At 54.5% G+C, this 12,423-nt stretch carries 12 protein-coding genes and 1 pseudogene; 2 read left to right on the top strand and 11 right to left on the bottom strand.

All coding sequences use genetic code 11. The features are described 5' to 3' along the window. Positions 1-70 precede the first annotated feature (70 nt). From tnpB to tnpA (C9I57_RS33815), 4 genes and pseudogenes are all read right to left on the bottom strand, one after another. Positions 71-325 carry an IS66 family insertion sequence element accessory protein TnpB gene (gene tnpB / locus C9I57_RS12945; protein WP_107151034.1) on the bottom strand — a complete coding sequence of 85 codons (255 nt, stop codon included), beginning with the start codon at positions 323-325 and terminating at the stop codon, positions 71-73. Further along, entirely contained in the window at positions 306-764 is a 459-nt protein-coding gene (gene tnpA, locus C9I57_RS33820) for an IS66-like element accessory protein TnpA (protein ID WP_107151033.1), read from the bottom strand. The genes tnpB and tnpA (C9I57_RS33820) overlap by 20 nt, the downstream gene beginning before the upstream one ends. 80 nt (positions 765-844) lie before the next feature. Further along, a pseudogene (locus tag C9I57_RS12935) lies at positions 845-1,042 on the bottom strand (IS66 family transposase); the annotation flags it as partial. Positions 1,043-1,269: 227 nt separating this feature from the next. After that, positions 1,270-1,455: an IS66 family insertion sequence element accessory protein TnpA gene (gene tnpA, locus C9I57_RS33815; RefSeq protein WP_440130201.1), complete on the bottom strand. Its 186-nt coding sequence runs from the start codon at positions 1,453-1,455 to the stop codon at positions 1,270-1,272. 719 nt (positions 1,456-2,174) lie between these two features. Between tnpA (C9I57_RS33815) and C9I57_RS12910 the strand changes: the two genes are divergently transcribed. Next, entirely contained in the window at positions 2,175-3,143 is a 969-nt protein-coding gene (locus C9I57_RS12910; protein WP_107151030.1) for a phytanoyl-CoA dioxygenase family protein, read from the top strand. Between the two features lie 326 nt (positions 3,144-3,469). Here the strand turns inward: C9I57_RS12910 and C9I57_RS12905 are convergent, their stop codons facing one another. Then, positions 3,470-4,420, bottom strand: coding sequence for a class I SAM-dependent methyltransferase (locus C9I57_RS12905; protein ID WP_107151029.1), 951 nt, complete (start codon positions 4,418-4,420; stop codon positions 3,470-3,472). A gap of 224 nt (positions 4,421-4,644) precedes the next feature. On the opposite strand from C9I57_RS12905, the gene C9I57_RS12900 reads away from it, so the two are divergent. After that, on the top strand, positions 4,645-5,514 hold the full coding sequence (locus C9I57_RS12900; RefSeq protein WP_258187617.1) for a hypothetical protein: 870 nt from the start codon (positions 4,645-4,647) through the stop codon (positions 5,512-5,514). 12 nt (positions 5,515-5,526) lie between these two features. Here C9I57_RS12900 and C9I57_RS12895 read toward each other — a convergent pair whose 3' ends face one another. The 6 genes from C9I57_RS12895 to C9I57_RS12870 all read right to left on the bottom strand — a co-directional run bounded on the left by C9I57_RS12895 (position 5,527) and on the right by C9I57_RS12870 (position 12,423). Next, positions 5,527-6,231 (bottom strand): SDR family NAD(P)-dependent oxidoreductase, encoded by a 705-nt coding sequence (locus C9I57_RS12895; protein ID WP_107151028.1) that lies wholly within the window; start codon positions 6,229-6,231, stop codon positions 5,527-5,529. Between the two features lie 22 nt (positions 6,232-6,253). Further along, positions 6,254-7,012 carry a glycosyltransferase gene (locus tag C9I57_RS12890; protein ID WP_107151027.1) on the bottom strand — a complete coding sequence of 253 codons (759 nt, stop codon included), beginning with the start codon at positions 7,010-7,012 and terminating at the stop codon, positions 6,254-6,256. Further along, a complete protein-coding gene (locus tag C9I57_RS12885; RefSeq protein ID WP_107151026.1) occupies positions 7,009-8,004 on the bottom strand; it encodes a glycosyltransferase in 996 nt (331 codons plus the stop codon). Before C9I57_RS12885 ends, C9I57_RS12890 begins: the two co-directional genes overlap by 4 nt. A 79-nt stretch (positions 8,005-8,083) precedes the next feature. After that, on the bottom strand, positions 8,084-8,893 hold the full coding sequence (locus C9I57_RS12880) for a hypothetical protein (protein ID WP_146166210.1): 810 nt from the start codon (positions 8,891-8,893) through the stop codon (positions 8,084-8,086). Positions 8,894-9,022: 129 nt separating this feature from the next. After that, on the bottom strand, positions 9,023-10,090 hold the full coding sequence (locus C9I57_RS12875) for a glycosyltransferase family 4 protein (RefSeq protein WP_107151024.1): 1,068 nt from the start codon (positions 10,088-10,090) through the stop codon (positions 9,023-9,025). Beyond that, entirely contained in the window at positions 10,087-12,423 is a 2,337-nt protein-coding gene (locus tag C9I57_RS12870; RefSeq protein ID WP_107151023.1) for a glycosyltransferase family 4 protein, read from the bottom strand. Before C9I57_RS12870 ends, C9I57_RS12875 begins: the two co-directional genes overlap by 4 nt.

Below are 12,423 nucleotides of genomic sequence, written 5' to 3'. Positions count from 1 at the left end.
GCCGATGAAACATTGCAGTCGATGGGATCGCCTCGTTGACCGGGCCGCGGCGGCGTCGGCGACAAAGAAATCAAAACCCTCCGATTCGACAGAAGGAGTTGTAGTATGAAACCAGATAGTTCATCAGCAGCCAGAAGCCGTTTCGGTCCCACAGCAGCATCTTAATGCGATCACGTCGCTGATTGCTGAACACATACACGGCTTGCGCAAATGGATCGAGCTTCATCGATTGCTCGACGATCGCTGCAAGGCCGTTGATGCTCTTACGGAAATCAACGGCGTCGCGATGCACATAGACCTTCAGCTCATCGTGCAGCCGGAACATCGCACCGTCCAAGCGTTTCGATCATTGCCGACAGTAGCGACACGTCGTTGCCGACGCATTCGAGCTTGAGCGTAATGCCATTGGGCATCTGCACCGTCAGCGTCGATGAAGCCGCACGATTCGCTTCTGGCGAAACAGGGATCGCGGCTTTGCGCTCGACGAGCGCATGTTCGGTTGGGATCGTCACGACCGGTACGAACGCCGGTTCAGTCGCCGACTGAGTTGGGCTGTCGGCCAGCCGCTGCCGGTGCAGCTTTATCAATTTGCGTAAGAGGTTTGCATTGACGCCATGCCTGAGGGCGAGGCCCGCTACTGATGCCCCTGGCTCAAGGCACGCCTCGACCAGCCTCTGCTTAGTTCGCCGATCAAAACGGCGCTTGCCGTCCTTGCCTACGGTGACGACCTTTAGGCACGACGATTCTGAGTGTTGTTCTGTCATAAGGTGTCCACTGAAAATCAGTGGACATAGCCTGCATGGTCAGATCCCTGAGTGCTAGACGTCGATTTCTGCGCGCTTACGATGTCCTCGCCGACACGTACGCGCTGGCAACCGCAGGCGCACGTGATGTCGTCGGGTTCATGGAGGATGTCGGTGCGCGGCAAGTGTGCCGGCAACGGCGCACGCTTGGGCTGCTCGCGCTGCTTATCTGCGGGCGTCTTCGACTGCAACTGCTCGAGCTCGATTTCCAGTGCGGCCAGGTCGGCGTCGATGGCTTCGTGTTGGCGAACAAGTACGCGTGATGCGGGCGCGCCGCGCCGAAGACCTTGACGACACGCGCGAGAATCGTCTCCGTGCCGGCGCGCATATCCAGCGGTTCGGTCGCCAGCCAAATCGCCTCGATGCGAATCACCGCAGCCAACCTTGCAGCCATACGCCGCAGTCGCTGGCGGCCGACAACGGCCAACGTATCGTGATCGTCGTCGCCCCACGGCGCACTTCCACCTCAAGCGCCCGCACCCTCATTGCTCGGCGATGCGGGCCGCTGCAAGCGCCGACGCCAATGATAGACGCTCCACACCGACACCGACTCTTGCTGACAAAATGCCGTGACCGTCTGCTCGCTCTGAACAAAGCGCTCCAGCCTCTGCCGCCACGCTTCCGATTGTTCTTCTCTAGCTGATGCCGCCATCGCCTGCTCCCGATTGAATTGAACGAGGAGCATTGTGCGATCTCATCTACACGAGATCTATAATGCTCGCCGCTTACCGCTTACATCAAGGCGAAAGTGATCCGCGCGGCGATAGGAACAGCCCGACGCTGATTGTGCGCGTGCACAATGGGCTGACCGTGGGCTATGAAGTAGCGGGAGATCGGGCTGACGTGAAGCGCCGCGTCAGCACTGCTCCCTCAGACGCTGGCTGGCAAGGGCTTACGTCGAGCGATGAGGTGCAAGCGTATGCATGGCTCGGCAGCCGCTTCTGCGCTTTGGGCCACGAGATAGCGCAAATGCTGACAACAATCGCAATGAACGGGGCGGCAGCGATCCAGCGACTGGCCATGAGGACTGCCGTCAGCGATTTCCGGCGTGTGTCCCTTTCGATAACATGCTAAATTCCGACGCCATTTGATGCGTGCCGATCCGCCTTCCGAATTGCTGCCGATACCACGCGCCCAAACTATTGGGGAAAAAATGAATAACAGAGTAAATGCTGCCGAGCAGCAACGTTTTTTTGATTTGCCTGTCAAACCGCAGGAATCTGTCGATTTGGCGACGCAGGTTTTCCGAAGTAAGGACTTTCCCGCTGCGGGTCTTATCCCCTGGCTCGATCGGCCTGACGCACTGGAGCAAATCGAGCGAAGGTTAACCGCGGGTGAAATAACTGCGGACGAAGCGGATCTTTGCCGGAAATGGAGAAGGACGGTTACCTCATCATCGAGGGCTTCTTTTCCGAAGAGGTCGTGCATTCAACTTGGAAGGCATATAAGGAAGCGATTGCCAGCGGGTCCGGCGTGCCTCCAAATGAGCCTTTGTTTGAGGCTGATACCACGCCGGCTCGCGTATTGAATCCGCATTTCAAGGTGGATGCCGTCCGGGACATGTTATTCGATGACCGGATGAGTGATATCGTTAGCCTGCTGCTCGGTGTCAAGGCCTTGCCGTTTCAGACAATCATCGGTCATAAGAGTAGCGAACAACTTCAGCACTCGGATTCAATACATATGTCGACATATCCGGCGGGATATCTGGTCGCCAACTGGATTGCATTTGAGGATATTCACCCGGATTCGGGGCCGCTGGTTTACCATCCGGGTAGCCATAAGCTGCCTTATTTGATGGCCGATAACCTCGGGATTTCATTCGATGTTGGATACGCCGCGTACCATAAAGTTTACGAGCCTGCGGTTCAGCTTCAGCTTCTTATCCAGGACCATAAACTAGAGACGAAATACTTAGTTCCAAAGAAGGGCGATGTGCTGCTTTGGCACGCGAATTTGCTGCACGGCGGGAGCAAGTTGAATGATCCTCTTCAGGTGAGCCGAAAGGCGCTTGTCTGTCATTTTTTTGCTAAGGGCTGCACGTGCTATCATGATCTGACCGGGATGCCCGCGTGGGTTACTCCGGCAGTGTTTGATGCCGAAGCCTATCTGGCAGCAAATCCGGACGTTGCAGTTACCGGCATTGACCCGTACCTTCATTACGTATCCCGTGGCAAGTTGGAAGGTCGAACGATGTCCACAAAGCAGGATTTCGACGCTCAAGCCTATTTGGAGGCGAACCCGGATCTTGTCGAAGCAGGCGTTCGCGATCCGTTCCAACATTTTGTTCACCACGGCCGTCCCGAGGGGAGTCCCATGGGCGTCAAAAAGCACAAATAGGAGGAAAGAAGCGGACTTCTCAAGGCGGGAAGCCACGTTCGATATCAGCCAGTGTCTTGTGCTGCCGTAAGTGAACAGATCCGACTTCCCACTTCAAGTTAACCTTGATGATCGAGGCCAGCTTCGCCTCGCATACGGCTTGATAGAAGTGTGTCTTGGCCCCGCTGTCCAAGAGTTGGCGCCCCTTGTTCCGCGGCGAATTCCGAGTGATGTGCCACGATCAGGCGCTGGCCCTGCCATTGGAATTCCCCGAGCGTTTCCGCATCGGCTTTCGCTGCGTATGCCGCCGCAGAACTCTCGCCCCAGCTTGAAAGACGACCTGAAACTCAACGTACCCGTTTGAGCCAGAAGCTGCCGCCAATGTTCCTCATAAAAAGGGGCATCTTTGCCGAAAGAAACGGCGCATGAACGCTTCCCATAAACGCGTTCATCAACACAACTTCAAACGCCCGATTGAATTGAAGAAATGCGCGCAGCACATACGCCTCATTCCACGCGATTCCTTGATAGATCCACTCAGAAGGATATTCGAAGGGCAGAAAAATATCGTGAAAATGCACGTGTACGCCGGGACGAAGGGAAGGGAGAATGTCGAAAAAGATCGTGTTAACGTCGCTTCCGATCTTGCTTGTGTGCGAAGAGTCGATGAACAGTATGTCATTGGCGTTGAGTTCATAAAACGTGGCAAGATCGACGTCTTGAACGCGAGCCCGAATGATCTCGCAATTTTCTCTGTCACTTTCCTTTAGCAAGGAAAGAAGTCTTTCATTGTTTGGTTCTATGAAAGTAGTCTCAATTTTGCCGTCAAAACATAGATCGTTTATGTCAAGCATTACGGCGGACGAAAAGCCGGATCCGATCTCCACGATTCGGTGCGGTGCCAGATCGCGTATCATGCAGTAGAGTGAGATCGCGTCGCCATAGGAAAACATCGGATTATCAAACCAGTACCTCAAGTTTTCTTCCTTACTTTCATGAAAAGGAATCTCGTCGTAGTATCTCTCAGAGAACAGGTCTAATAGTTTTCGCTGTTCCTGCTCCTTGAGATCGACGCCAGGCATCTCCTTCTTGCTCATATCGAAGAGCCTGACAGTGTCGTGGCGGACTTCATCTAGGGACGGTATGGGGGAGTAAAAGTGTCCAGGGGGGATGCGACCAAGCGTCGGGACGTTCGGGCAGTATGATTGCAGTTCGCGAAAATATTGGTCGCGCTCTTCGACTAGTTTCTTCACCTCCGGATATTTTTCTATTAGCTGCTGGATCGAGTTTGGTGTCATCTTTCGTGCCCTCGAAGAATGTTGAAAGATACCGCCTCAAATTGCCTGCAGTGGTACAAGGGTATGTTGCATAATAGCACCAACAGGATCAGTGTGGATCTGCGACCGAGCGCACGGCATCGAGCTCTCGCGTTTCACTAGTGGTCATGCGGATTTGTAGCGCCACGGTTATTTGACAAGCCGGCACGTTTCCTGCATAGTGTCACGAGAATGAGGAGAGGAATGTGGTCTCGATTTATGAACCGTTTTATAAGCCAGAACAAACATTGGCAGATAATGCGTTCCACCCGCTTGTGGTGGGTGAAAATTTCGAGGCCTGGCGGGAATTTAGAATAATTATTGACTTTTACCGCAAGGGGCTGTACCAGCGGGATAGGTTTACTGGTATTTTTTCGCCGAAATTTCAGCTGAAGTCCTTGATTTCAGGCGATGAATTCATTGATTTCGTCAGGCGAAACGACGATGCAGATGTTTGCCTGTTCAATCCGTATCCGTCGACTAACTTCCTATCGTTCAATGTGTGGATGCACGGTGAAGCGTTTCATCCCGGGTTGACGAGTAAAGCCCAGGCATTGCTCGATATCTGCGGGATCGGATGGGATATCGCGTCCGTGCCACGTCATACAGCGTCTACCCTTTGCTATTCAAACTTCTGGGTAGGAACTCCTGGTTTTTGGGATATGTACGTCGGAATGATTCTCGATCCAATTGCGAGATTTCTCGAGGAAAATCCGGAGCATCCAGTCGCGATTGATGTACTTCAGGCGACGACTCATTATACGTCGGCTCCATTTTTGCCGTTCATTGTGGAGCGACTTTTCACGACCTTTCTTTCGATCAATCCGCAAATCAAAGTTGTGGCGCACGAAGCTCCCTACGTGAACATCATGATGTACTGTCAAACTGAGTTTGAGAGGGATATTGTTCGAGAGATGGCGCCGTGGGTGCGCGCGGCAGATGCGTCAGGAAGCTTTTCGGACGAATTGATTTGCATGCAAAAACTTCTTTGCAGTCTGTATCAGAGATACGTGATTGAATATTTTGCGCACCATCCGCACCCCCATACCGGCGCCGTAATGCAATTACCCGATTGACCTGGATTTCGCCTACCATGCGATCGGTTCTCTGTTCTTGAAAAATCCTCCGGTTGGACCGTCCGAGCCTAGCATTGCCGCCCATATTACATCGCGTGCCGCGTCATCGGGCGCGGTTTCACCGTTCAACCCACCCATTCGAGTTCTTACCCAGCCAGGGCAAACCGAGTTCACTTTGATATCGCCTTTGTCGATGAGATCTGCCGCTGCGACGCGTGTTACCGCATTTAGTGCAGTCTTCGAGATGCGATAGGCCGCTGCATTACCTGACATTTCAGCAAGGGACGCCCAACCTGTCGACACGTTGACGATCCGACCAAATCGCTGTCGAATCATCAAAGGAGCAGCCGCCTTACAGGTGCGCCAAGCGCCTAATGTGTTTACATTGATCGAATCGAGCAGCGTTTTCTCATCTATCTCAGAGAACGTACACGCGCTTTCCAAATAAATCCCGGCGTTATTTATCAATACGTCAAGCCGCCCGAAGCTTTCGTCGATTTCTCGAAAGCAATCGGTTACGCTTGAAGCGTCGGCAATGTCTAGCCGAACCGACCGAACCGTAAGGCCGTATGTGCGAAGTCTCTCTGACTCTGTCCGACCGCAATCGACGTCACGTGCTCCGAGGAGTGCGATATACCCCAACTCGGCCAGTAGCCGAACGCAGGCAAGGCCCAGCCCTCGATTGCCGCCTGTTACCAACGCGACCTTCAGATCCATATATCTCCCCCCGACAATGTCACTACGCAGGGTCTCGACCCTCGATGGAAGTCATTGTCTGGTATTGCAAGCTAAAAAAGCCACAATACGCTACAAGCCATGGCAGAAGTATCCGAAAATAACCTTGCTTGTGGAAGCGTCGCAAAGAGCAATATATCGGACGCCGAATGTGTCCGAACACTCTTCCGTTTCGTTTTGCTAGGCTCTTTACCCGGACGAGAAATTCGACGTTCTCGCCTAGCGCTACGCGTTCGTTGTAGCCGCCGCTATCCTTGTACAAGCTCTTGTGGACATAGCTTTTGCCAAACGGACGACGCAACAGCATCTTGATGAGTTCAAGCGTCCAGAAAACAAAAAAGGCCCGCACGTCCGCTATGTCAGGGAGTGTCCGGATCGTACCTGCGACGCTGTCCTTTTCATGCATATGGTGTGACAGGCCGGATAGAAATGTGGGCGAGACGCGGTTGTCCGCATCAAGGAACACTAGCGTCGTTCCTTTTGCGGCGGCTGCTCCAGCATTTCGGGCACGCGAGACGCCCATGCGATACTCGTGAACAAGTCTAACGTTAAGCTCTTTATGGCCGCGCGCAAACTCCCAGATCACCTCGCTGGTCGCGTCCGACGAGCTATTGTCGACTAGAATAACTTCAAACTGCTGGAGCCCGATTGTCTGCTTAGTTAGATCATGAAGCAGGTTTCCGATGTATGCTGCCTCGTTATGACAGGGAACGACAACAGAAAAATCAACTCGTCGAATATTCATTACAGCTGATTTGCTCATACGTCGTGCCCAGTCCTCGCTCTCGCACTACGCTTTATCGCTTCCGCCATTGGCACCAAGGAGTGTGGCGCCAGGTGCTTGCGCTGTATTTCCCTAGACAGCGCTTCACCATGGAAGGGCTGCTGCAGTGCGTTTCTAACAGCCCTGGCGATGGCTTCTTCGTCAAGCGGATTGACTGTCACGGCATGGGAGCCGAAATGCTCCTTTGTCCAAGGCCCCTCGGATAAAATGAGTGGCCGGCTGGCCAACGCGGCCTCCAGAGCCGAGGCGCCAGGCGGTTCGAGGGGAACCTCGAGGAACGCGCTGCAACCCTGAACGGCAGAGCACAATATTTCCGATGCTGGCGGCATCTGCGGTACGAAAATGAAATGCGATGGCGCAGATGATCGACACTCCTCGAAGTAGTCTTCATCGTTTGGGTGTCCGACAAAAACCATCGGCACATCGATATCTCGTAAAGCCCGTATTGCGGTAAGCTGATTCTTTTTCCTATTTAATACGCCAATCCAAAGGATGTACTTGTCGAGGTCGTAAATTCGCTTGAAAAGTCGGGGATCGGACGGGTGCAAAAAATTCGCGCTTAGCGGTACTGGAACGTGTAGCGTCTTTTCGTCCTTAATCGAAATGTATTGTCGGACATGAGCTAATTCCGATTTAGACTTGAAAATCACTTTGTCGGCGAGCTCAAAGAAGCTGGCTACGAGATTCTTTTCTTCAGACGCAGGCGGCTGATCCCACCAGAGGTTTGGCCAAAGAAAGACCGACTTCTTTTGTGACTTGGCCCGCTGAAGCATGGTGAGTCCGTCAGCCTGTACCGAAAAATGCAGGACACTGGAGTATGATGACAGGGGCCGGCTAGAAGGCCCGTAGACGTCAGCATCGATGCCTAGCATGCGCAAACCCTCGATGAGGCCGAGCAACTCAGTCTCCCCTCCGCCTGGGTTGAGGAACGCACTGTAGTAGGTCGTTATCAGAAGTCTTACCGTGTCCATGTGACAATCATGCGATGAAAAGTACTAGGGGAGCCGGGCAGAGTCGGGGCTGCTCGCGTCGCAATCAGTGTACCGCAAGCTAGGAGTAATAGGGCGCGATATGGCGATCGGGCAACTTCTCGAAGAAATTTGCGTCGATTATCGGGCAATTCATGGCGAACAGGCGCGCGGAGAGAAAATGTTCCGATAAGATAGCTCGTGCCTTCTTCTTGAAGAACGAGAAGTTCTCATGATTGACTGGTTGAGAGCTGTGCCAGTGAAGTTGGTATTCCGGATAGTCGGGGTTCACTGTCCCAAACAACCAGCTGCTGATGTATGCTTTCCAGTTATCGGAGATCTTGTCGGAGTCACTCCAGAAGGTTTCCGGAGCGCTAGAGAAGATCTCGCTTTCGGGCAACGGAAACGTCAACTTTCCAAGTCGCTCGCAGACATTAAAGGGGAGGAAGAGGATGTTGCTTCGTATCCACTGGCGGTACCGAATCCCCATGAGTTCCACGTCGCGCGGAAAGTCATCGAGGTAGCCGATAGATTCGGCCGTAAGATCATGTCCTTCGATTAGCGGTCGATTGAAGAAATCGAGGAAGCTCCGGCCACCCTCGCGATAACTGCGTCGAAAGAACGTGTCATTGGCGAAAAGAATCAGATCGTTGGCAGTAAGGTTTAGCGCAGACTTCGCAAAAGCGTAGCCGTGATCCCATCCTGTAAATTCGGAAAGGCGATTATCGCCGCTGATCTCCCAGATAGGGTCATCGGTTTTCCGGTAAGCTTCGGTCGCCTTGTTGTTGATGATGATCAGCTTCTTCTCGCTCTCGGGGAACATGCGCCCGAGGATTTTTTTGGTCATGGACATGCCTTCGGCCACATGAGTATTGCCGTAGACGAGAAACAAAACTACGATCCTTTCTGCACCGGTTATCATGTAACGCCTCAGTTCCTTCTAACGCTTCAGATAGTTCGATATTGCATAAGCTGAGTCAACTTCGCCGCACGCCCAGGAACGCGGAGCATCGGGGGGGGCTCACGTAGCTATCGATTCGCCTTCGTGCGTCAGCAGCTTTAGCCACTCCTCGTCGGAGGTTGTCGAAAGAATCGCCTGGGCGCGAGCGTGGTACATGGAGGCTGCCTTCGATGTATCGTTGGCGTCGCGACTAAGCAACCGATGCGTTGCCGCTGCCCATATATCCGCAGACGAATCGCTAGGCAGGATGTCGCTCGGTGCGCACAATTCCTCGGCTGCGGTACCAGCGCGCACGAGGGCCGGCTTACCATGATGCATCGCTTCGAGTACCGGGACACAGAAGCCCTCATGGCGGCTCGGCACGAGTAGAACGTCGGCGCGCGCGAAGCAGTCGACGAGGTCCGCGTCGTCCAGCATGCCTTTAAAATCGACGTGGGTCAAAACGCCCTGGCTGCGGGCGAAGTTGAGCAGATACTTCGCATAGTCGTAGTTAGGCATACTGCCAACAACCGATAGCAGGGCGTCTGCTCCGAGTTCGCTCAGCTTGGGCAGCAGCGCAATAGCGTCCTCAACGCGCTTGTGTGGAACGACGCGGCCAACCACGAGCAACTGTCGAATTCGGTCGGTTGCGATGTCTTGCCGGCGTTCGTGCCTGAATGCCGGCATATCGGCAAACACTGGCGGTAAGACCTTGATCGCGCAGGCATCTGCGTGCTGTGCAAGCGCGCGCGCGGAGAAGCGCGAATTGGCAATAAGCAGGTCGAAGGTGCTCAACTGATGGAGCTGTTGCATTGCGTCGCGGCAAAGCTGTGCGGTACGGGGCTCGAACGCTTCGAGCAGCTCAGAATCTGTGACACCGTGGAAATAGCAGAGCTTTCTGCAATCTAGCTTTGCAAGCTTATCCAGATACGGATCAAAGATCGAGTAGCTTACAAGCAGCACGTCTTGGGGCTCGCACTCGGCGAAGAGTTCCGCAAGAGGCCGCACGCGCGCGCTCGCGGCATCAAATCGTTCTGCGTACAATTCGACTGCAAGGCCCAGACGCTCGCAGGCTCGTGCGATGCCGAGGCAATGATTACCGACCGCATCTCCGATGAAAATGTCGGGCGCACACACAAGGACTTTCATCGCCCTTCCACCAATCCCGTGATGTCGGACAGCCTTTGCGCATAGGCACGGGACACGGATGCGATCGAATAGTCTTGGATGATTCGTTGCTGGCCTGCGCGCGAAACCCGATCGCGCCTTTTTTGATCTTCGAAGACGGTTCTGATCTGATCGGCCGCGATCGAAGTATCAGGATCGCACCAGTATTGCCCTTCGTAAAACAGGTAATCTCCGGCACGCAAGGGAACAAGTTCTCCTTGCACCAAGAATGAGGTGTCCTCGTCGCAAAAGTCGACGTTTCCGGAAAAATTCGTCACGACAACAGGCTGACCCAGAAGCATTGCTTCTGCGATGATGCGCCCGAACCCTTCGCTCCGATGAAGGGAGATGTATGCGTCGCACGACGCCATGAAGTCGATAGTGTCCTGACGCGATAGCCGCTCTGAGATGATTTGAATCCTCGAATCCATAGACGCCCATTCCTTGACAGTGCGCCACGTCGGATCGCTGTCCTGCACATTCATCGCTTTCACGACCAAGCTGACGTCCGTCGCGCCATCTCCAAACGCTTTGCGGAATGCTTCGATGCCTGCAAGCGGGTTCTTCCGAGTGAGCCAGGAGTGGCCGTCAAACATCAGATAAAACAAGAACTTCCCATTCGGAAGTCCGAATCGCTCCCGTACGGGGGCGACAGGTGCCGGTACCTCGACGGCCATCGGCATGTGGTAGACCGGGGCTTCCGTCTGCCAGGAAAACGCAGACTGGACAAACTTGCTCTGAGCCCAGATTTCGTTGACGAATCGGTGCAACTTGCCGAACGCCGTTGGCCATTGAGGCAGTTCCCATGGCCATGCGCCAATCTTGTAAGTATCGCGCTCGATGAGGCTGCGCCCCCCCTCAAGAGCCAAGCGAAACATTTCTGGTGGCGGTAGGCAGAAAAGGCTGACCCCGTATTTGAGATCCGTGCTGATGAGGTGGTCGACGGACGTATCCAGCCGCGCCGGACCCGACATTGGCGCGTTCACAAGTACGCGAGGTATCGACGCAAGCTCGAGTGCACGAGCAGCCATGCGCGCGTCCTCAGCGAGGCCCAGCACGCCTTGCGGGAATCCTACGATGTTCACGCCGAACGGGAGTTCGTGCCAGGGGGTCTCCGGGGCAACGGCGATAAACTTGTCGTCGCCATCGACTTTGATGACGGAAACAGAATTGAGGGCAATATATTCGTTCTTGCCGTGAGCTTGCCACCAGTTCACCAGGCTCGCTACGCCAGCTAGGTTGGTGGGGTCGAATGCTGCCCGAAGATCGCCTCGCTCCTTCCATATCGAAACGAGGAATTCGGGTAGTTGAGCCGCAGCCACGCGACCGTCGCCCAGTTCGTTCGCGTTTCGAGTGGAGAGAATGTTAGTCGTAATTGTTGCCAACGGGCTGGCCAACTTTTGGGTGCCGCTCCACCAAGTCAGGCTCGCTTCCAAGTCCTCCAGCTGATCATTTGCAGCGCCCCTGCGGCGGCTGGCTTCACATTGCCGAAGCAGATCGGAAAAGCGTGCGTGAGGCAGCCCGATATAGTTCCTGCCTGCCTCGTCGAGGCGAGGGAGTTGCTGGGAGGCCGATGACAGCGTCCAGCGAATACCAGGACAGACGATGTGCGAATGTTCGCGCCACCAACCAAGGTAGTTGAGGCGACCAGTGAACGTGCTCACATCGAACGCTTGTCGTAAGTTATGGTGCTCCTCTCTGACAAGGTGTAGCAAGCGAGGCAACGCAAGTTCGCCGGTGTCGTTCGGCGGCGCCGCGCGCAAGAGGTCGCTCAGTGTGTCTGCGGGCGACCAGCTGATCTTCGGGTATTCGTTTTGCCCGTGCTCTTGCCACCAAGCGAAGCATGCCAGGCGTCCAGAGATGGTGTTCATGTGGAACGCCCGCCTCAAATCAGAGCGGCTATCGACAATCATCTCGAGAAAGCGCGGGAAAACAAGGCGGTCCCTACTGTCAGAACTGACGCCCCGCGACAACGTCAGCACGAGTTGTTTTCTATCGAGAACGCTCTCTCGGGTGTTCCTAAGCCAATAAGCAATCGCCCGCCCGTAGTCGGAAATCAGTGTTTCATCGTCCAGCTGAGATAGATGCTCAATGTCCTGGGGCCTGAGCGTCCAATCGAAATCGGGGTAAACGACGTGCGCTAGCGCTTCCCACCAAAAATAAAGAGCGACTCGGTCGGCCAGCGTCTTGCTGCTGAACTCCGGCAGGTCGGGGCGAAATTTCAGCAGGAAGTAGATGGCATCCGGCAGAGCAAACAGCTCATCCTCGGCGGGATGTCGCGCCTGTCCGAGCCACGCGGTTACGTTATTGTTCAT

The sequence above is a fragment of the Trinickia symbiotica genome (genome assembly GCF_003028655.1).
In the GTDB taxonomy this organism is placed as follows: Bacteria; Pseudomonadota; Gammaproteobacteria; order Burkholderiales; family Burkholderiaceae; genus Trinickia; species Trinickia symbiotica_A.
This window is presented reverse-complemented; position numbering and strand designations above follow the sequence as displayed.

What these genes read in the sequence shown, in the direction of transcription:
- C9I57_RS12895 (WP_107151028.1), bottom strand. Translation starts at nt 6,231, where the DNA reads ATGGATCTGAAGGTCGCGTTGGTAACAGGCGGCAATCGAGGGCTGGGC.
- C9I57_RS12875 (WP_107151024.1), bottom strand. Translation starts at nt 10,090, where the DNA reads ATGAAAGTCCTTGTGTGTGCGCCCGACATTTTCATCGGAGATGCGGTC.
- C9I57_RS12870 (WP_107151023.1), bottom strand. Translation starts at nt 12,423, where the DNA reads ATGAACAATAACGTAACCGCGTGGCTCGGACAGGCGCGACATCCCGCC.
- tnpA (WP_107151033.1), bottom strand. Translation starts at nt 764, where the DNA reads ATGACAGAACAACACTCAGAATCGTCGTGCCTAAAGGTCGTCACCGTA.
- C9I57_RS12890 (WP_107151027.1), bottom strand. Translation starts at nt 7,012, where the DNA reads ATGAGCAAATCAGCTGTAATGAATATTCGACGAGTTGATTTTTCTGTT.
- tnpA (WP_440130201.1), bottom strand. Translation starts at nt 1,455, where the DNA reads ATGGCGGCATCAGCTAGAGAAGAACAATCGGAAGCGTGGCGGCAGAGG.
- C9I57_RS12910 (WP_107151030.1), top strand. Translation starts at nt 2,175, where the DNA reads ATGGAGAAGGACGGTTACCTCATCATCGAGGGCTTCTTTTCCGAAGAG.
- C9I57_RS12885 (WP_107151026.1), bottom strand. Translation starts at nt 8,004, where the DNA reads ATGGACACGGTAAGACTTCTGATAACGACCTACTACAGTGCGTTCCTC.
- tnpB (WP_107151034.1), bottom strand. Translation starts at nt 325, where the DNA reads ATGTTCCGGCTGCACGATGAGCTGAAGGTCTATGTGCATCGCGACGCC.
- C9I57_RS12905 (WP_107151029.1), bottom strand. Translation starts at nt 4,420, where the DNA reads ATGACACCAAACTCGATCCAGCAGCTAATAGAAAAATATCCGGAGGTG.